Raw genomic sequence first — 18512 nt, forward strand, 5'->3', positions numbered from 1 at the left:
CCGGCGTCAGCGGCCGGCGGCCCACAGGGCGACCAGATCCCCCTGAAGGGCGCGCGCCCGATCCAGCCAGGCCCGCGCTTCCGGCGGCATCTCGGCCACCCGGCGGTCCATCGCGGCGTCGAGGCGGCGGCGCGCCTGGTCGTCGGCGATGAACAGGACGAAGCCGCGCCGCCCGCCCGGCAGCACCCCGGCCAGCCCCTTGGCATAGGCCAGCGTGCCGGATTTCGCCCGCACCCCGGGCGGCAGCGACTTCCCCTCCTCCTCCCCAGGCAGCAGCTCCCACAGGGCCGGGCCGGCGGCGCGCAAGAGGGCCGCCATCTGGCGCGGGGTCGCCCGCGCGGCACTGCTGAGGCCGGAGTGGTTGACCAGCCGCAACCCGCGCCAGTCGGCGTCGGCGTTGCGGGTCAGCCAGCCCTGCAGCAGGGTGGCGGAGCGGTCGAGCGTGGACGGCCCGGCCCCGCCCGCGGCGGCATCGAGCCGGCGGGAGGCCGCCAGCCCGATCATCTCCGCCGTCAGGTTGTTCGACCAGCGCAGCACCTGCCGGGCCAGCACGGCCAGCGGTGGGCCGTCATGCGCCGCGACGGGAACCGCGCCGGCCGGCACCGTCCCCGGCTCCGGCGCCGGCAGGGCGATGCCGGCCTCGGCCGCGACCTGCCGGAAGACGACGGCGGTGGCCAGGGCCGGACGGGCGACCGGCAGCCAGACCCGCTGCGCCAGCCCGGCCGACGGCGTCACCATCCAGTGGTCGCGGGCCTGCGGCTCCAGCGGCACCGCGCGGCCGGCGGCGGCGGTGAGGGTGATGCTGTCCAGCGGATGCCGCCCGACGTCCGACACCGACCAGGCCGACAGCTCCACCCGCCCGTCGGCCGTCCGCCCCCAGACGAGCTGGAAGCGGTTGAAGTTCAGCGACAGCGCCCCGACCCCGGTGTTGTAACCGGCACTCCACGGCTGGCCGCCGTCGATCTCCGGCAGCTCCGGCAGGGCGGTCGCATCGTAGAGGAAGCGGCCCGTCACGCCGGTGATCCCGGCGGCGCGGAGCCGGGCGGCGAGGTCGGTCAGCCCCTCGGTCGCCAGCGAGGGGTCGCCGCCGCCGCGCAGCACCAGATCGCCCTGCACCACGCCGCCGCGGACCGGCCCGGTGGCGTGGACGGCGGTGGTGAAGCGGTGGTCCGGACCCAGCAGGGCCAGGGCCGCCGCGACGGTCGGCACCTTGGCGACCGAGGCGGGGATGAAGGGGCGGTCCGGCTGCTGCGCCGCGACGGCCCGCCCGCTCTCCAGCTCGAAGACGAGATAGCCGACGGCGTCCGCGGTGAAGCCGTGGCGGGCGACCAGCGCATCCTCGGCCTGCCCTGCCCAGGCCCGGCCGCCCGGCCCGGTCCCGACGGCGCCCATCGTCACCAGGACCAGCAACGCCAGCAGTGCCTTCCGCATCCTGTAACCCCTCAGCCCGCATCCGGCCGGGCAATCCGGGGTACCACCCTCTTGCCGCAGCTTCCGGAGCCATGCGATAAGGTTTGGATTGCGAAAAATCAACGGTTCGGCCGCGTCGGGCCGGTGCTGGGGCGGAGGCTGCGGCAGGATGGCCATCAGACGCGAGGTCCGCTTCGAGGTGGTCGTCGAGCAGGGCGGCAAGCCCAACATCGACGGCATCTTCCCCGACGAGAAGGCCGCGACCGACCGGGCCAATTACCTGCTTCGCCTCGCCAAGTTTCCGGTCGTCCGTGTCGTGAAGGTCAATTCCGCCGGGCGGAGGAGACGGTCTTCCAGAAGGCGTCGGCCGGCGGCGGCGGGCGGCCCACCACCATCTCCCACATCGAGGAGGCGGCGGTCTGCGCCGACGTGCTGCAGGTCTTCTCCTTCGACAGCCGGATGACCCTGCTGCGGCTGCTGCGCGGCTATTGGGACGACCAGTCGGTGGTGCCGGCCGAACAGCTCCACCGCTATTACCCCCTGCGCTATTTCGAGCGGGAGGCCCTGCTGTTCAACCCGGCGGTCAACCGGCTGGCCGCCCTGCAGGCGCCGCTGCTCGGCATCAGGCCGACCGACCGCTACGACCAGATCATCCGCCTGTTCGGCGGGCTGAAGGAACTGGCGCAGCAGTCGGCGGCGCTGGAGCCCTTCGACCGGGCGCTGGCCCGCGGCGGGGTGGCCGGGCTGCTGGCCGCGGCGCTCGACCGCGCGCCGGAGGAGCGGGACCGCATCGTCTCCCACGCCTTCGGCGCCCTGCTGGAGCCCCACCGCGAGTGGGGCGCCAAGCTGGCGGCGGTGCTGCGCGTCCATGAGGACGGCGACGCCGAGAACACCCGCCTCGTCGACGAGTTCGCCGCGGAGGTGGTGGACGGCCGCGAGCCGATCCGCGCGCTGATCGGCTATGCCCCCGACCTCGGCTCCGCCCTGCTCAGCCTGCTGGCGGCCCTGCATGGCGACCTGGACGACCGGCTGCCCTACACCGACCCGCTGCTGGCGCTGTCGGGCGCCATCGGCGGCGGCGGCTTCGGCCGCACGCGGGAGGCGCTGCTGCGCCGCATCCGCGGCGGGGTGGAGGGGCTGACCCCGCTGACCCGCACCGGCAGCGGGACGCAGGTCAAGATGTTCCAGTCGGTCGTCGACCGGCTCGCCGGCTTCGACGGCTATCTCGGCGGCCCGGCATGGCGGAGGCGCTGGTCAAGCGCGGCAAGACGGTCTGGGCGGCGGGCGGCGTCGACCTGCCCTTCGAGGATGCGGTGCTGCGGCTGACCAACCGGCTGGGCGGGCCGGGAGCGCGGATCTGCTTCCTGCTCGACCTCGCCACCAGCCCCTTCGGCCGGCGCAAGCTCAGCGTCCTCATCCCCCGCGTGGCGGAGGAGTTCGAGCGCATCGGCTCCGCCGCCGAACTGACCGCCCCCGGCGTCACCCCGCAGGAGGTGCGCGACGGCTTCGGCCGCCGGCTGCGCGCCGCCGGCATCCCGCGGGCGCTGGCCGAGGGGCTGATCGCCAAGATCACCGCCATCCCGGACGAGAAGCGGGTCACCGCCCCGCTGATCTCGCACAGCCACGAGACCTACGACATCCGCAATCCGGAACCGCCGGCGCCCAGGCTGGTGCTGACCTACCAGGGCCGCGAGCTGGTCCTGCAGGAGGGCGGGGCGGAGCTGGTGATCGGCCGCGCCACCGACTGCGGCATCGTGCTCGACCATGCGTCGGCTTCGCGCCGGCATCTGCTGGTCGGCGTGCGCGGCGACGGCTTCGTGGTCGAGGATCTGAGCCGCAACGGCACCTGCCTGGTCCCGGCGGGCGGCGAGCCGCGCCTGCTGCGCCAGGGCGACCTCGCGCCGCTGGCCGGCCGGGGGGAGATCGTCATCGGCTCCACCGAGATCGGCGAGAAGCCGGCCCGCATCGCCTGGGAGGTCATGCAGAAGCGCTGAGCAGCGCATCCTCCAGCGTGACGCTCTCCACCCGCCAGCCGGGGCTCTTGATCGCCACCGCGGCGACCGTTCCCGGCAGGCCGCGCAGATCCTCCATCGTCCAGTCCTCCGGGACGCCGGCCACCGGCCGCAGGGTCTCCTCGACCGACAGCAGCCGGGCGGGGCGGCCGGGCACCAGCTCCACCGCGAAACGGTCGAGCGGCAGGGAAAGGCCGGTGCCGACCGCCTTGATCACCGCCTCCTTGCGCGTCCAGCCCAGCAGGAAGGCCTCGTTACGGCTCTCGGGCGGCAGAGCCTTCAGCGCCGCGGCCTCCGCCGGGGCGAAGAAGCGCTCGGCCAGCGGCTCGGCATCGGGGATGAGGCGCAGCCGCTCGATGTCCATGCCGAGCTGGCCCTCCGCCGCGACGGCGATCGCTACCGAATCCTCGCTGTCCGCCAGATTGAAGGCGGGGCCGCCGGGCAGGGCGGGCTTGCCGTGCTCCCCTTCGGTGAAGGCGAGTCCGCCCGGCGAGCGGCCGGTGTAGCGGCCGAGCAGGACCCGCAGCAACCCGCGCCGCAGGATGAAGCGGGCGCGCAGCCGGCCGGTGGCGAAGCGGTCGGCCCGCGCCGTCTCCGCCTCCGTCAGCAGGCGGCGCAATTCCTCCAGCCGGGGTTCCAGCCGGGTCAGGTCGGCGAACCAGACCTGGATCGTACGCTCCGGCAGCGCGAAGCTATGGGTTTTCATCGGATCAGGCCTCCCCCTCGGGGGAGCATAAACCGTCCTGGCTCCCGGCGGCGATTGCGTTATCATGCCGGCCTTTCCCGTCCTGCCGGATTCCAGGAACCATGGTCGACATCGCAGCCCTCGCCCCGCACCTGACGAACGTCCTCACCGACGCCGCCATCCCCGAACTGCCCAACCACTACCGGGGCAAGGTGCGGGAGAACTACGACCTGCCCGACGGCCGCCGCATCCTGATCACCACGGACCGGCTGTCGGCCTTCGACCGCATCCTGACCTGCATCCCCTTCAAGGGGCAGGTGCTGACCCAGACCGCCCGCTTCTGGTTCGAGGCGACGAAGGACATCTGCGCCAACCATGTGCTGGACTATCCCGATCCCAACGTGGTGGTCGCCAAGCGGCTGACCATCATGCCGGTCGAGGTGGTGGTCCGCGACTACCTCGCCGGCACCACCGGCACCTCGATCCTGCAGATGTACAGGAAGGGCCGGCGGGAGATGTACGGCCACCGCTTCCCCGACGGGCTGCGGGAGAACGAGAAGCTGGTGACCACCATCATCACCCCGACCACCAAGGCCTTCGACGCCGGACACGACGAGGAGCTGACCGCGAAGGAGATCGTCGAGCGCGGCCTGCTGACCCGCGCCCAGTGGGACGAGGTGTCGGACAAGGCGCTGGCGCTGTTCGCCCGCGGCCGCGAGATGGCGGCCGAGCGCGGCCTGATCCTGGTGGACACCAAGTACGAGTTCGGCTTCGACGAGGCGGGCAACATCCTGCTGGCCGACGAGATCCACACGCCGGACAGCTCGCGCTACTGGTTCGCCGGCAGCTACCAGCAGAAGTTCGAGGCGGGCGAGCGGCCGGAGAGCTTCGACAAGGACTTCGTGCGGAGCTGGGTCGCCGCCCGCTGCGATCCCTACACCCAGGACATCCCGGAGATCCCCGCCGACATCATCCTGCAGGCCGCCCGCGTCTACATCGAGGCGTTCGAGACCATCACCGGCCAGAGCTTCGGGATCCCGGCGGACGCCACGCCGGTGCTGGAGCGCATCCGCCGCAACCTGGCGCCCTACTTCGTGAAGTGACGGCAGGGCCATGAACGTCGCCATCCTCGACGACTACCAGCGCGTCGCCCGCGATCTGGCGGACTGGAGCCGGCTGCCCCAGGGCAGCGGCCTGGCCGTCTTCGACCGGCCGATCGGCGACCTCGATGCGGTCGCCGCCGCGCTGCAGCCCTTCGAGGTGGTGGTCATCATGCGGGAGCGCACGCCGTTCCCCGCCGCCCTGATCGACCGTCTGCCGAAGCTGCGGCTGCTGGTCACCACCGGCGCCCGCAACCTGTCGGTCGATCTGGCGGCCTGCAAGGCGCGCGGTATCACGGTCTGCGGCACCCGGATGGTCGGCACCCCGACCGCCGAACTGACCTGGGGCCTGATCCTGGCGCTGACCAAGCGCATCACGGTGGAGGAGCGGGCGTTGCGCGCCGGGCAATGGCAGACCGGGCTGACCGGCAGCCTGTCCGGCCGTCGCCTCGGCCTCGTCGGGCTGGGCAAGCTGGGGACGCAGGTGGCGCAGGTCGGCCGCGCCTTCGGCATGGAGGTGGTGGCCTGGAGCCCCAACCTGACCGACGAGCGCGCCGCCGCGGGCGGTGCCGTCCGCGTCGAGAAGCGGGAGCTGTTCGCGACGTCCGACGTGATCAGCGTCCATCTGGTGCTCGGCGAGCGGACGCGGGGCATCGTCGGGGCGGGCGAGCTTTCGGCCATGAAGCCGACGGCGCTGTTCATCAACACCTCGCGCGCCGGGCTGGTGGACGAGGCCGCGCTGCTCGACGTGCTGCACCGCCGCCACATCGCCGGGGCCGGCATCGACGTCTTCCCGGTGGAGCCGCTGCCGGCCGACAGCCCCTGGCTGACCGCGCCCAACACCGTGCTCACCCCCCATCTGGGATATGTGACGCGGGAGAACTACGCGCTGTTCTACCGGGACGCGCTGGAGGATATCCTGGCCTGGGCGGCCGGGGAGCCGATCCGGCTGCTCGGCGCCTGACGGCTCCTGGTTTTCAACGCTCTAGGGGCCTATTGACCCAAGGACAAGACCGTGCTGCGAAACGGCCTGTGGACCCGCCTCAGCGGGTATCAGCTCACGATCCTCCTGACGCTCGCCGTCACCGCCGCCCTGCTGCTCGGCTTCGTCGAGCTGGCCGGCGAGGTGGCGGAGGGCGAGACGCTGGCCTTCGACCGGCACATCCTGCTCGCCCTGCGCAGCGCCGCCGATCCCGACCAGCCCCTGGGTCCCTGGTGGCTGCAGCGGGCGGCCCAGGACCTGACCGCGCTCGGCAGCATCACCATCCTGACGCTGATCACGCTCGCGGCGCTGGGCTTCCTGATGCTGACGGGCAAGCGGGGGGCGGCGCTGCTGGTGCTGGTGTCGGTCGGCGGCGGCCTCGCCCTGTCGTCGGTCCTGAAGCTGCTGTTCGCCCGGCCGCGGCCCGACCTGGTGCCGCACGGCGACGTCGTGCTCACCGCCAGCTTCCCCAGCGGCCATTCCATGCTGTCGGCCATCGTCTACCTGACGCTGGGCGCCCTGCTGGCGCGCTTCGTCGCCCGGCGGCGGCTGAAGGCCTATCTGCTGGTGCTGGCCGTGCTGCTGACCCTGGTCATCGGGTCGAGCCGCGTCTATCTCGGCGTCCACTGGCCGACCGACGTGCTGGCGGGCTGGAGCGTCGGGGCGAGCTGGGCCGCCATCTGCTGGCTGGTCGCCCAGTGGCTGCAGAGCCGCGGCACGGTGGAGCGCGACACCCAGGGCGACGCCGGTCCGGTCGGCGACGTGCCGCCGCGCCTTTCCTGAGCCCGCCCGTCGCCCGCCGGCCACATGGTGTGGCGGAGATACCCCATCAGGGTCACGGACAGGTTGAACCGCAGCCCGCCGGGACCGATACTGCGCTGCCGTGACGCAGCCATCCAGTGAGCAGATGCCAGCACCCCCGCTCGACGACAGTACCCTCGACGCCATCGGCGTGCTGATCCGCGCCGTGGAACAGGCGCGGGTGCCCGGCGTGCTGGAGTTCCGGCTGCTGATCAACGCGCTGCGCCGCGCCGCCGAGTCGCGCGACGAGCGGGAGCTGCAGGAGGCGGGCCGCGTCTTCGAGACCATCGACCCGGAGTTCCGCGCCCGCATCGCCGCCCGCGCCACTGCCGAGGCCCTGGCCTTCGTCGGCCGCGGCGGCGGCCGGGCTGAGGAGCTGCAGACCGTGACGGTGGAGGCGCCGAAGGGCGGCCAGCGCCCGGGCTCCAGCTTCCTGGCGGCGATCAACGGCATCCGCGGCGCCATGGCCGACGCCGTGGACAGCCGCGAGACCGCCAAGGCCCGGCTGATCGCCGCGGTCGAGCAGCGGCGTGCCGCCGAAACCACCCTGATCCCCGGCGATCCGCTTCCCCGCTCGCCCTGACCCTCTCTTCCCAGGAACCCGTCCATGGACAAAGCGCCAGCCTTCCGCATCGGCGACAAGGTCACCGTTCACAGCAGCCAGTCCGGCCCGCAGACGCTGGCGACCGTCGCCCGCTTCACCCACGACAACCGCTGCATGGAGCTGTCGGACGGCTCGCAGTGGCGGGCGGACGGGCGCCGGCAATGGGGATTCCGCGGCTCCTTCTACAAGGGGCCGGTGGTCCAGGCGGAGGCCGAGGGCGACGCCGACTTCATCGCCAAGCGCCGCGCCATCGGGGCGATCCGCAAGTTCGCCAACGACCTCGGCATGGACAGCCCGCTGACCGCCGCGCAGGTCCAGCGCATCCTGGCGGCGATCAATGCCGAGCGGGCCGCTGCAGGGGAGGCAGAGGGCGACCGGGACTGATCCTCAGATACAGCGCCCGCCGTCCACCTCCATGCAGACGCCGGTCAGGAACCCGGCCTCGTCGGAGCAGAGGAACAGGGCGGCGTTGGCGATGTCCTCCGGGGTGGACAGGCGGCCGAGCGGGATGCTGGCGCGGAACTGCGCCCGCTTTTCCGGCGTGTCCTCGCCCATGAACAGGTGCAGCATCCCGGTCTCTCCCGCCACCGGGTTGAGGGCGCAGACCCGGATGCGGTCGGGCGCCAGCTCCACCGCCATCGACCTGGTCAGGGTGATCGCGGCGCCCTTGGAGCCGTTGTACCAGGTCAGCCCCGGCCGCGGCCGGACCCCGGCGGTGGAGGCGATGTTGAGGATGACGCCGCCGCCCTGTGCCCGGAGGACCGGCACGGCGTGGATGGCGCCGAGATAGATCGACTTCACGTTCACCGCGTAGATGCGGTCGAAGGTGTCCTCGTCCACCTCGGTCATCGGGCCGTTGCGGTGGGTGTAGCCGGCATTGTTGACGAGGATGTCGAGCCGGCCGAACGCCCCGGTCGCCGCCTCCACCATCGCCTTCACGTCGCCGGAGACGGAGACGTCGGCGCGCACCGCGCGGGCGGTCTCGCCGATCTCCCCGGCCACCGCCGCCGCGGCCGCCTCGTTGATGTCGGCGACCACCACCCTGGCGCCCTCCGCCGCGAAGCGCTTGGCGATCCCCGCCCCGAACCCCGATCCGCCGCCGGTGACCACGGCGACCTTGCCTGCGAGCCGCATTCCTCTTCCCTCTCCCGATTATCCGCCCAGTCGTGCGATCGGCCGTGCCGGTCGGTCGTGCGTGTCAGTCATGCTTCAGGGCGATCGTCTTGACGGCGGAGAAGCCGTAGAGCGCCTCGAACCCCTTTTCCCGGTTGAAGCCGCTGCGCTTGACGCCGCCGAAGGGCAGTTCCACCCCGCCGCCGGCCCCGTAGTTGTTGATGAAGACCTGCCCGGCCTGGAGCTTGTGGGCGAGGCGCATCTGCCGGCCGCCGTCGCGCGTCCACACGCCGGCCACCAGCCCGAAGGGCGTGCCGTTGGCAAGCCGCACCGCCTCCTCCTCCCCGTCGAAGGGCATGGCGGCGAGCGCCGGGCCGAACACCTCCTGCTGTTCCAGCGCCGAGCCGGGGGCGACGTCGCCGAACAGCGCCGGGGTGACGTAGAAGCCGCCCTGCGGCGCACCCTCGACGATCCGGCCCTCGGCCAGCAGGGGGAAGCCCGCCTGCCGCGCCGCCGCCACCATGCCGGCGACGCGGTCGCGCTGCCTGGCGTTGATCAGCGGCCCGAGGTCATGGTCCTCCAGCGCCGGGCCGACCCGCAGGGCCTTGAACCGCTCGGCGATCATCGCGGTGAACCGCTCGTAGACCGGCCGTTCGATCAGCACCCGGCTGCCGGCGGAACAGGTCTGGCCGGCATTCTGGACGGCGGCGCGCACCACGAAGCCCAGCGCCTGTTCCAGGTCGGCGTCGGCGAAGACGATCTGCGGCGACTTGCCGCCCAACTCCAGCGTCACCGGAACGATGTTGGCGGCGGCGGCGCGCTGCACCAGGACGCCGACCTCCTGGCTGCCGGTGAAGGAGATGTGGTTGATGCCGGGATGGGCCGACAGCGCCGCGCCCGCCTCCTCGCCATAGCCGGTCACGACGTTGATGGCGCCGGCCGGGAAGCCGGCCTCGCTCGCCAGCCGCGCGAGGAAGAGCGTGCTGAGCGAGGCGTCCTCCCCCGGCTTGACCACGCAGGCGTTGCCCATGGCGAGCGCCGCGCCGACGCTGCGCCCGATGATCTGCAGCGGGTAGTTCCACGGCACGATGTGGCCGGTGACCCCGTGCGGCTCGCGCACGGTCATCACGGTGTAGCCGGTGAGGTAGGGGATGGTCTCGCCATGCACCTTGTCGGCCGCCCCGCCGTAGAACTCGAAATAGCGGGCGCAGGCGACGGCGTCGGCGCGCGCCTGGGTCAGCGGCTTGCCGACGTCGCGGGATTCCAGCTGGGCCAGCGTCTCGGCAGTCTCCAGGATCCGGGCGGACAGGCGCAGCATCAGCCGGCCGCGCTCCGCCGCGGTCAGGGCGCCCCAGTCGCCCTCGAACGCCCTGCGGGCGGCGGCGACCGCCCGGTCGACGTCGTCGGCTCCGCCGCGCGGCAGGGCGGCGAAGCGCTCGCCGGTCGAGGGGTCGATGCAGGGGATGGTGCCGCCGCCGGCCGCGTCCACGAAGGCGCCGCCGATCAGCATCTTGGTTTCCATGGGTCCGGACCCTCAATAGACAAGGTTGCGGAAGAACAGCGTGACCGCCGGGACGTAGGTGATGACCATCAGGCAGGCGAAGACCACCAGCACGAAGGGGATCAGCCGGCCGACGATCCGCTCCAGACTCAGCCCCGCCACCTGGCAGGCGGCGAACAGGTTCACGCCGAAGGGCGGCGTCACCATGCCCAGCGCGAGGTTGACCACCATGATCAGGCCGAAATGCACCGGGTCGATGCCGAAATGGACGGCCACCGGCGCCAGGATGGGCGCCAGCACGATGATGGCGGCGGAGGTCTCGACGAACATCCCGACGATGAAGAGGAACAGGTTCACCGCCAGCAGGAAGGCGGCCCCGCTGCCGAAGGTCTCCGCGATCCAGGCGCCGATGGCGGCCGGCACGCCGGCCCGCGTGATCAGGAAGCTGAACAGCCCGGCGGCGGCGATGATGAACATGATGATCGCCGACGACAGCACCGACTTCTTCAGGATCGGCCCGAGGTCGGTCAGGCCGATGGCGCGGTAGACGCCCATGCCGACGATGGCGGCGTAGAAGACGGCGACCACCGACGCCTCGGTCGGGGTGAAGACGCCCTGGTAGATGCCGCCGATGATGATGACCGGCATCAGCAGGGCCAGTGCCGCCCGCTCCGTCGCCTTGACGAAGCCGAGGTTGCCGTCGCCGTCCTGCCTGCCCCAGCCGTTCAGCTTGCAGGTGATATAGACGAAGACGGTCAGCGCCCCGCCGATCAGCAGGCCCGGCCCGATGCCGGCGGCGAACAGCTCGCCGATCGACACCTCCGCCGACACGCCGTAGAGGATCATCGGGATCGACGGCGGGATGATCACCCCCAGCTCGGCCGAGGTGGCCTGGAGCGCCGCGGCGAACTCCGCCGGGTAGCGATGCCGGATCATCGCCGGGATGATGATCGAGCCGATGGCGAAGGTCGTCGCCACGCTCGACCCCGAGACCGAGGCGAAGATCATGCAGGTCAGCACGCAGGAGCAGGCGAGGCCGCCCTGCACGTTGCCGACCACCGCCTTGGCGAAATCGACCAGCCGGTGCGAGATGCCGCCGGCCTCCATCAGGTTGCCGGCCAGGATGAAGAAGGGCACCGCCATCAGCGGGAAGCTGTCGATGGTCGTCACCAGCTTCTGCGCCACCACGATCAGCGGCATGCTGGTGAAGACGGCGATGCCGCCGATGCTGGCCGCCGCGACGGCGACGGCGATCGGCACGCTGAGCGCGAAGAGGCCCACCATGACCAGCAGCATGAAGCTCGTCATCGCTCAGACCTCGTAGATCTCGTGGCGCGACGTTTCGGTCAGGCGGCGGTGATGCAGCGCCGTCGCGATCTCCTCGGCGGCGCGGGCCAGCACGCCGACGATGGCCAGCGCCGCGCCGACCGGCACCGCGGCATAGACCAGGGCGATGGAGATGCCCTCGCCGGTGAACGGGTTCTCGACGCCCGCCAGCATCTGGAAGCGGACGCGCAGCGCCATCTCCCAGCCGTACCACAGCATCACCGACAGGACGCCCAACGACAGGCCGGCGACGGCCACCAGCAGCACCGCCTTGGCCGTGCCGTGCAGCCGGTTCATCAGGAACTCGACCGCCATCAGCGAGCCGGTGCGGAAGGCGACGGCGACGCCGAGATAGACCATCCAGATGTCGAGCGACCGCGCCGCCACCTCCGACCAGGTGGAGGGTTCCTCGAACAGGAAGCGCGTCGCCACCTGCCAGAGCGAGATGAAGGCGGCGAGCACCAGCAGAGCCATCGCCACCCGCAGCGTCCAGCGCATCAGGAAGGATTCGAAGGCCGAAAGGGCTGTCAGCATGGGACGTCCTCGTTGCGCCAGCCTGCCGTGTCCGGACGGGCGCCCCGACACGGCAGGGTGCCGGTTGGGCTCAGAACCTGTAGTTCCGGATGGCGTCGATCTTGTCCTGGCCGAACTTCCTGGCGTACTCGGCATAGGCCGGCTTCAGCGCCTCCTGGAAGGCGGCGACGTCGACGTCGGTGACCACCTCCATGCCCTGGCGCTTCAGCTCCTCGATGCCGTTGGCGGCGTCGTCCTCGGCCTTCTTGCGCATGGCCTTGGCGCCGGCCAGCGCGGCCTGCTTGAACCAGCCCTTCTCCTGGTCGTTCAGCTTGTTCCACACCGAGGGCGACAGGATGATCAGGGCCGGCGAATAGACGTGCTGCGACACCGTCAGGTACTTCTGCACCTGCGAGAACTTGGCGCCGAGGATCACGCCGATCGGGTTCTCCTGGCCGTCCACCGTGCCCTGCTGCATGGCGGTGAACAGCTCCGGAAAGGCCATGGGGGTCGGCAGCACGCCCAGCGTCTTGAAGGCCGTCATGTGCACCTGGTTCTCCATGGTGCGGATCTTCAGGCCCTTGGCGTCGGCCGGGGTCCTCACCGGCCGCTTGGCGTTGGTCAGATTGCGGAAGCCGTTCTCGCCCCAGGCCAGCGCGATCAGCCCGTGCTTGGGGAACTGGTCGAGGATCGCCTGCCCGATCGGACCGTCCAGCACGGCATGGGCGTGCTCGTAGCTCTTGAACAGGAACGGGATGTCGGTGATCAGCGTGTCGGGAACGAAGTTGCCGACCGGGCCGGAGGAGGTGGCGACGATGTCCACCGTGCCGATCTGCGCGCCTTCCACCATCTCGCGCTCGCCGCCCAGCGCGTTGGCCGGGAACTGCTTCACCGTCCATTTTCCGCTGGACAGCTTCGCCAGCTCCTCCGCCATCGCGGTGACGCCGACGCCGTAGTGGGAGGTGGCGGGCAGCGAGTAGCCGGCCTTCAGCTCCTCCGCGGCGGCGGGCAGGGCCAGCAGGGCGGTCAGAACGGCGACGGTTCCGGCCAGCCTGCGGGCAAGCGTCTTCAGCTCCATCAGGTGCATCCTCCCCCATATCCTCCGCTTGCGGCAGCAATCGGTCGCCGCGCGGATTGTTGATGACGGAAAGGATGTTACCCCGATATGCGAACGAATGGGATAGTTTCCTTTGCGCTGTGACGCGCAAACGAAAACGCGACCGGGCAGGCTCCGTTTTGCGGAACCCCGGTCGCGGCGGCCATTCCCTCTCGGAAATATTCCCCCTGCGGAGGGGGGAGAATGGCGCGAGTGACGGGACTTGAACCCGCGGCCTCCGGCGTGACAGGCCGGCGCTCTAACCAACTGAGCTACACCCGCGCTGGCTCCCGATGCTGGACTCGAACCAGCGACACGCGGATTAACAGTCCGCTGCTCTACCGACTGAGCTAATCGGGAACGGAGGTCGCCTTATAAAGCGCCCTCCGGACCCTGGCAAGAGGTTTCTTTCATCCCCCCGTCATTTTTTCGGCGGAGGGCCGGGAGGCCGTGACAAAGCTCGCCGATCGCACGCCGTGGTTGACAGTCGGGGGTGGTTTCAGGTTTCTGCGCGTCCTATCCCCCCTGTCATTTCCCGCGCAGGACCCGATGTCCGACGTCGTCCCCTTCGCCGCCGCCCGAGAGGCCCTGCTGGCCCGGCTGACCATGCAGCTCCCGCCCTCGTCCGAATGGGCGGGCCGGCTGATGCTGATGCCGGAGGGCACGCGGGTGGAGCCGATGCCGGCGGCCGAGGCGGCGGAGACGTTGCGCGCCTTCCGCGGCGGGCTGGGGGAGGCGATCGGCGCCGCCGCCTGTTCGCTCGGCGGCGTCTGGGTCTCGCGGGAGGACTGCCTGGACTGGGACGGGCTGCTGGCCCCGCTGGCGGTGGCCGCCGCCTATGTGGTCGGGCGCAACGCGCCGGCCGGCGGTCTGGCGGCCGAGCTGTTCCGCTGCAAGCAGGCGCTGGCCGGGTGGGGCGTGCGCGGCCTGCGCGGCGAGCCTGCCGTGGCGCGGGCCGCCGGCTATGCCGTGGTGACGGTCAGCCGTCGGCCGGACGACCAGGAGATCGTTCTCGACCGTGTGCTCGACACCTTCCGTTTCGTCATGAGCAGCCTGGGCGAACCGACGGTCGCACCCGACGACCTCGACCGCCGCCTCGTCCGTCGCGCGGTGCCGGCCCGGCGATGACCGGCATGATGGCTAACACGGCCGGACGGCCCGGTGGCTAGACCGTCACCGAAACCAGGGCGCCGGTGCTGCCGCCGAAAGACCCCCCGCCGGCGGCCGGCGGACCGGTGATGCCCGTCGGGCCGCCGGAGGGGGCGCCTCCGCCGCTCGATGGGGCGATGCCAACGGCTCCCGCCGGTCCCCCGCTGGCCGCGCCGCTTGCCCAACCGCCCCCCGTCCCGCCGCCGGCCGGTACCGCAGCCCCGAAGGCAGGGGAGGCGCCATAGCCGGGAAGGCCAAGGCTCGGGCCATCTCCCGCCGTTCCGCTCCCGGAGGCCCGGCCGGCCGCCGAACGCTCGCCGCCAGCAGCGGTCGCGGTCCTGGCGTCACCAGCAGCCGTCTGGCCGGCGGTCTCGTCCTGTCGGGCGGTCTCGCCCTGCCTGGCGGTCAGCCGGCTTGCGGCGCGGCGATACTCTTCCACCACGCGGGCCGACGGAATCTGGGATTGGGTTTCGCCGGTGTCGGTGTCGCGGAAATAGAGCACCGCGACGCGGGCGAGCTGGTCGTAGCGCAGGAAGGGACTGATGTAGCCACCGCCGGACGACCCGCCGGTCGGCGCGTCGGAACTCGCGGCGCCGCCGGACGGCGGTCCGGGCTGCACTCCGGACTGCGATGCGGACGGGGCGGCAACAGGGACGGGACCGGCCGGAGCCTCGGTCAGGGGGGCTACGCCGCGGCTTACCGGTACGCTGGAAACACTGCGGATTTCCATCGGTGCCTCCCGCCGTTCCCTGTCCGCATGGGCCGGCCCGTCCGGGGTCGGATCCCGGATCGGTCCTGCCGCGACCGTGACGGGCCGCTTCGTCGCCCCCGGTCGGTCAGACCGAGATGTTCAGGTTCTGGCCACGCGTCGGCGTCGTGTTGCCGCCGGTCGCGGTGCTCGCCTGCGCTTGTTGCTGGCGGCGCGTACGCTCCGTCTCGTCCTGCTGCTGGGCTTCGGCCTGCTGGGTGGGTTGGGTCTGCTGAACGGCGGCCGGGCCGCTGCTCAGCGGAGTGGAGTAAGGCTGCGGGTAGGACCCGTAGCCGCCGACGCTGCTGACGCCCATGATATGATTCTCCCTCGGCCTCATCGGACCTATCCGAAAGAGTAGGCAATTTTTGCCCGCCTTTCAAGGGAACTGGCGTCGCAGGAGACTCGTCCTGCGGGAATCGGCGGTTTCCGGGCCCGGAGACGGCCCGCCGATCCGCTCCCGTTCGACCACCGCGCGACCCTGCCGCGGCCCCGGCTGGAATAAACCGACTCGGGGTGATTGACGGGGCGCACTATCGGATCCACCATCAAAGCCGGTACGAAACTTTGCGAAAGGAGGTGATCCGATGTCTCATGGAGCCAGCCCGGTCGTAGCCGCGCTGTTCGGTCTTGCCGCTCTCCTGACGGCAGGGGTCGCCAACGCGGACTGCTCGCCCACCCACAGCGCGAGCACCTCCACCCCACCGGCTGCCGACGGCAAGGCCGGACCGACGACGCCGACCCGCGGGTCGGTGCCCGGCTGAACCAGCGGCTGCGGGGTCGGAACAGGATCCGACCGGCAGCACCCATGTCCAAGCGGGCCGCCTTCCTCACCGGGGGCGGCCCGTTTTCTTTCCGGGTCGCAAATTCTTCCGGATCATAAGAATTTATTTGCATTCTATGTATTTCGCCGGCGGCGGAGCCGTGGCGGGTGGATTTTACTGTCGCCCGGTCAGTCCATTTATGTCGGCTCGCCCGTGACAATGCTGCGAAGTCGGTTCCGGACGCTTCGCGACGGATGGTTTGATCTTGAACAACCCCTGGTATCTCGTGAATATCCGGACGAATGACGCCGGAAGAGGCAACCCTTTGGCGTCAGCGTTCTCACCGACCGGGCCGCCGGCCCCGCCATATCAGGGGACATCGCATGCACCATCCCGAGCATACCCACGGCTGCTGCCACGCCGAGCACAACTCGCGCCGCACGTTCCTGAAGCTGGCGACGCTGAGCGCCGGCGTCGCCCTGCTGTCGCCGATGGTGGCGGGCAGCGCCCGCGCCGCCGGCAACGTCGAGGCGCTGCTGCTGTCCTGCATGGACTATCGCCTGATGGACGAGGTCGCCGCCTACATGCAGGGCCGCAACCTGCTGAACAACTACGACCACATCGTGCTGGCCGGTGCCAGCCTGGGCGCGCTGACCGACAAGAAGCCGGCCTGGAACGAGGCCTTCTGGGACCATGTCGCGGTCGCCAAGGACCTGCACCACATCAAGAAGGTGATCGTCATGGATCACCGCGACTGCGGCGCCTACAAGGTCTTCCTCGGCATGGACCTGAAGGACGACAAGGCCAAGGAGGCCGAGGTGCACGGCCAGTACCTGACCAAGCTCGGTGCGATGATCAGGCAGAAGCACCCCGACCTGGAGGTCGAACTGCTGCTGATGGGCCTGGACGGCAAGGTGGAGCCGGTCGGCGCCTGACCGGCGGCGGCCCCCGGAAGGGGGCGGGCAGGAACGGAACCGGCGCCTGCCACCCCGGCCGGGGTGGGGCGCCGGTTCTCATTTTGGGGGCTCGCCCGCTGTCGCGGGACGGCCGCGCCCGTCAGTCGTGGCTGCCGACCAGCGTTCCGGTCAGCCGGGTGCGGATGGCGGTGACCGCGCATTCCAGCGGGCGGTCGGCGTCCGGCTTCGACTGGTTGGCCGCCACCTCCGGGCACATGTCCTCCATCTTCCAGGTGCGGACGGGCGGCGGCGGCGGGGCGTGCGGGTCGCAGGTGGCCGGGTCGGGGTGGGTCTCCTCGGCGTTGCCGTTGGCCGGCTTGATTTCCAGGTTCGGGGAAACGCCGAAGCAGTCCACCAGGGCGCCGGACGGCCGGAAGTAGCGGGCGGTGGTCAGCCGGATGCCGGTGTCGGCGCTGAGCGAGGAGATGGTCTGCACCGAGCCCTTGCCGTAGGAGCGGGTGCCGAACAGCAGGGCCCGCCCGTGGTCCTGCAGGGCGCCGGCGACGATCTCCGACGCCGAGGCCGAGCCGCTGTTGATCAGCAGCACGATCGGCAGGCCGGGCAGCAGGTCGCCGGCGGTGCCGTGATGGGCGCGCGTCTCGTCGGGGTCGCGGCCGCGCACGGTGACGATGTCCACCGCCTCCAGGAAGCGGTCGGCGACGTTGACCGCCTGCTCCAGCAAGCCGCCGGGATTGTTGCGCAGGTCGACCACCGCACCGGCCAGCCGGCCGTTGGTCTGGCGCCGCATGTCCTCCACCGCCGCGTCGAGCGCGGTCGAGGTCTGCTGGTTGAAAGTGGCGATGCGGATATAGGCGACGTCGCCCTCCAGCCGGTAGCGCACCGGGTGGATCTTGACGATGGCGCGGGTCAGCGACACCCGGGTGGTCGGGTCGTTGGCGCCGCGCCGCAGCGTCAGGGCGACCGAGGTACCGACCGGCCCGCGCATGCGCGCCACCGCATCCTGCAGGTTCATGCCCTTGACCGCCACCTCGTCGATGCGGGCGATCAGGTCGCCGGCGCGCAGGCCGGCGCGGGCGGCGGGGGAGCCGTCGATGGGCGAGACGACGCGGATCAGCCCGCTGTCCTCGTCCATCGTCACCTCGATGCCGAGCCCGCCGAACTCGCCCTGCGTCTGCTCGCGGATGTAGCGGTAGCGCTCGGAGTCGAGGAAGCTGGAATAGGGGTCGAGCGAGCCCAGCATGCTGTCCAGCGCGGCCTCGGTCAGGGCGCGGTCGCCGGCATGGGAGTTCTCGGCCTTCTTCTTCTGCAGGCCGGCCACCGCCTTGTCGACGAGATACTGCGGGTCGAAGGGCTTCACATGTTCGGTCAGGACCCGCCGCATGGCGTCGGAGAACAACACGTAGTTGCGGTCCGAGGAGGACAGCGCGCCATAGCCGCGGACCTTGGCGAATTCGGTCCTGTACCGGTCGAGCGCCGCCACGGTGTCGGCCCGGCTGGTCGGCGCGACCGCGCAGGCCGGCCCCATGGCCACCATCATCAGCAGCAGAGCCGCCAGCAGTTTCGCCATCCTTGGCCCCTTTCGACTATCCGGTCCGGCCGGCGGGTTCGACAGCATCAAGATAACATACCAGCGGTTCAGCGGATCAGACGAGTCAGAACGCCGCCGGCACGGGGGCGTGCCGACGGCATCGGGGTGACCCTAGCATGCCGTTGCGCCGATCTCCAAGGCTGCCCGGCACGGAGTTCCCGTAGGGGCGGCCTCACGGTTCTGCAACGGCAGGGTGCAGTGCA

General features: G+C 71.1%; 20 protein-coding genes and 2 tRNA genes. 10 read left to right on the plus strand and 12 right to left on the minus strand.

All coding sequences use genetic code 11. The features are described 5' to 3' along the window. Positions 1 to 6: 6 nt before the first annotated feature. Positions 7 to 1431, minus strand: a complete 1425-nt coding sequence (dacB, locus tag DEW08_RS23190) for a D-alanyl-D-alanine carboxypeptidase/D-alanyl-D-alanine endopeptidase (protein WP_109331741.1) — start codon at positions 1429 to 1431, stop codon at positions 7 to 9. Between the two features lie 408 nt (positions 1432 to 1839). On the opposite strand from dacB, the gene DEW08_RS32835 reads away from it, so the two are divergent. Together DEW08_RS32835 and DEW08_RS32840 are read left to right on the plus strand one after the other, a co-directional pair. Further along, positions 1840 to 2736: a hypothetical protein gene (locus DEW08_RS32835; RefSeq protein WP_245986929.1), complete on the plus strand. Its 897-nt coding sequence runs from the start codon at positions 1840 to 1842 to the stop codon at positions 2734 to 2736. Then, positions 2649 to 3404 (plus strand): FHA domain-containing protein, encoded by a 756-nt coding sequence (locus DEW08_RS32840; RefSeq protein ID WP_245986930.1) that lies wholly within the window; start codon positions 2649 to 2651, stop codon positions 3402 to 3404. Before DEW08_RS32835 ends, DEW08_RS32840 begins: the two co-directional genes overlap by 88 nt. Here DEW08_RS32840 and DEW08_RS23200 read toward each other — a convergent pair. Further along, complete coding sequence (locus tag DEW08_RS23200; protein WP_109331742.1) at positions 3388 to 4128, minus strand: 4'-phosphopantetheinyl transferase family protein; 741 nt, start codon at positions 4126 to 4128, stop codon at positions 3388 to 3390. The two genes, DEW08_RS32840 and DEW08_RS23200, sit on opposite strands and share 17 nt — an antisense overlap. A 101-nt stretch (positions 4129 to 4229) precedes the next feature. On the opposite strand from DEW08_RS23200, the gene DEW08_RS23205 reads away from it, so the two are divergent. The 5 genes from DEW08_RS23205 to DEW08_RS23225 all read left to right on the plus strand — a co-directional run bounded on the left by DEW08_RS23205 (position 4230) and on the right by DEW08_RS23225 (position 7978). Next, positions 4230 to 5210, plus strand: coding sequence for a phosphoribosylaminoimidazolesuccinocarboxamide synthase (locus DEW08_RS23205; RefSeq protein ID WP_109331743.1), 981 nt, complete (start codon positions 4230 to 4232; stop codon positions 5208 to 5210). 10 nt (positions 5211 to 5220) lie between these two features. Next, positions 5221 to 6171: a D-2-hydroxyacid dehydrogenase family protein gene (locus tag DEW08_RS23210; RefSeq protein WP_109331745.1), complete on the plus strand. Its 951-nt coding sequence runs from the start codon at positions 5221 to 5223 to the stop codon at positions 6169 to 6171. A 51-nt stretch (positions 6172 to 6222) separates the two neighbouring features. Then, complete coding sequence (locus DEW08_RS23215) at positions 6223 to 6972, plus strand: phosphatase PAP2 family protein (RefSeq protein WP_109331748.1); 750 nt, start codon at positions 6223 to 6225, stop codon at positions 6970 to 6972. A 124-nt stretch (positions 6973 to 7096) separates the two neighbouring features. Next, positions 7097 to 7573 (plus strand): hypothetical protein, encoded by a 477-nt coding sequence (locus tag DEW08_RS23220; RefSeq protein ID WP_109331751.1) that lies wholly within the window; start codon positions 7097 to 7099, stop codon positions 7571 to 7573. 24 nt (positions 7574 to 7597) lie between these two features. After that, positions 7598 to 7978 (plus strand): hypothetical protein, encoded by a 381-nt coding sequence (locus tag DEW08_RS23225; RefSeq protein ID WP_109331752.1) that lies wholly within the window; start codon positions 7598 to 7600, stop codon positions 7976 to 7978. Between the two features lie 3 nt (positions 7979 to 7981). Here the strand turns inward: DEW08_RS23225 and DEW08_RS23230 are convergent, their stop codons facing one another. The 7 genes from DEW08_RS23230 to DEW08_RS23260 form a co-directional block, all read right to left on the minus strand. Continuing rightward, positions 7982 to 8728, minus strand: coding sequence for a glucose 1-dehydrogenase (locus DEW08_RS23230; RefSeq protein WP_109331757.1), 747 nt, complete (start codon positions 8726 to 8728; stop codon positions 7982 to 7984). Positions 8729 to 8792: 64 nt separating this feature from the next. Then, on the minus strand, positions 8793 to 10229 hold the full coding sequence (locus DEW08_RS23235; RefSeq protein WP_109331758.1) for an aldehyde dehydrogenase family protein: 1437 nt from the start codon (positions 10227 to 10229) through the stop codon (positions 8793 to 8795). A 12-nt stretch (positions 10230 to 10241) separates the two neighbouring features. Next, on the minus strand, positions 10242 to 11516 hold the full coding sequence (locus DEW08_RS23240) for a TRAP transporter large permease (RefSeq protein WP_109331759.1): 1275 nt from the start codon (positions 11514 to 11516) through the stop codon (positions 10242 to 10244). 3 nt (positions 11517 to 11519) lie between these two features. Then, complete coding sequence (locus tag DEW08_RS23245; protein ID WP_168220484.1) at positions 11520 to 12068, minus strand: TRAP transporter small permease; 549 nt, start codon at positions 12066 to 12068, stop codon at positions 11520 to 11522. A gap of 70 nt (positions 12069 to 12138) precedes the next feature. After that, the gene (locus DEW08_RS23250) at positions 12139 to 13125 is read right to left on the minus strand and encodes a TRAP transporter substrate-binding protein (RefSeq protein WP_168220485.1); all 987 of its coding nucleotides are present in this window, start codon (positions 13123 to 13125) and stop codon (positions 12139 to 12141) included. A 223-nt stretch (positions 13126 to 13348) separates the two neighbouring features. Beyond that, positions 13349 to 13425 (minus strand) — tRNA-Asp (locus DEW08_RS23255). Positions 13426 to 13427: 2 nt separating this feature from the next. Then, positions 13428 to 13503, minus strand: a tRNA-Asn gene (locus tag DEW08_RS23260). Between the two features lie 189 nt (positions 13504 to 13692). On the opposite strand from DEW08_RS23260, the gene DEW08_RS23265 reads away from it, so the two are divergent. After that, positions 13693 to 14271, plus strand: a complete 579-nt coding sequence (locus DEW08_RS23265; RefSeq protein WP_109331764.1) for a hypothetical protein — start codon at positions 13693 to 13695, stop codon at positions 14269 to 14271. A 37-nt stretch (positions 14272 to 14308) separates the two neighbouring features. Here the strand turns inward: DEW08_RS23265 and DEW08_RS31330 are convergent, their stop codons facing one another. Both DEW08_RS31330 and DEW08_RS23275 read right to left on the minus strand, forming a co-directional pair. Continuing rightward, positions 14309 to 15022 carry a hypothetical protein gene (locus tag DEW08_RS31330; protein ID WP_168220486.1) on the minus strand — a complete coding sequence of 238 codons (714 nt, stop codon included), beginning with the start codon at positions 15020 to 15022 and terminating at the stop codon, positions 14309 to 14311. A gap of 106 nt (positions 15023 to 15128) precedes the next feature. Next, positions 15129 to 15356 carry a hypothetical protein gene (locus DEW08_RS23275; protein ID WP_109331765.1) on the minus strand — a complete coding sequence of 76 codons (228 nt, stop codon included), beginning with the start codon at positions 15354 to 15356 and terminating at the stop codon, positions 15129 to 15131. A 271-nt stretch (positions 15357 to 15627) separates the two neighbouring features. On the opposite strand from DEW08_RS23275, the gene DEW08_RS31335 reads away from it, so the two are divergent. Further along, a complete protein-coding gene (locus DEW08_RS31335) occupies positions 15628 to 15804 on the plus strand; it encodes a hypothetical protein (protein ID WP_168220487.1) in 177 nt (58 codons plus the stop codon). A 383-nt stretch (positions 15805 to 16187) separates the two neighbouring features. Further along, complete coding sequence (locus tag DEW08_RS23280; protein WP_109331766.1) at positions 16188 to 16739, plus strand: carbonic anhydrase; 552 nt, start codon at positions 16188 to 16190, stop codon at positions 16737 to 16739. A gap of 121 nt (positions 16740 to 16860) precedes the next feature. Here the strand turns inward: DEW08_RS23280 and DEW08_RS23285 are convergent, their stop codons facing one another. Continuing rightward, a complete protein-coding gene (locus tag DEW08_RS23285; protein WP_109331767.1) occupies positions 16861 to 18288 on the minus strand; it encodes a S41 family peptidase in 1428 nt (475 codons plus the stop codon). Positions 18289 to 18512 lie beyond the last annotated feature (224 nt).

The sequence above is a fragment of the Azospirillum thermophilum genome (assembly GCF_003130795.1).
In the GTDB taxonomy this organism is placed as follows: domain Bacteria; phylum Pseudomonadota; class Alphaproteobacteria; order Azospirillales; family Azospirillaceae; genus Azospirillum; species Azospirillum thermophilum.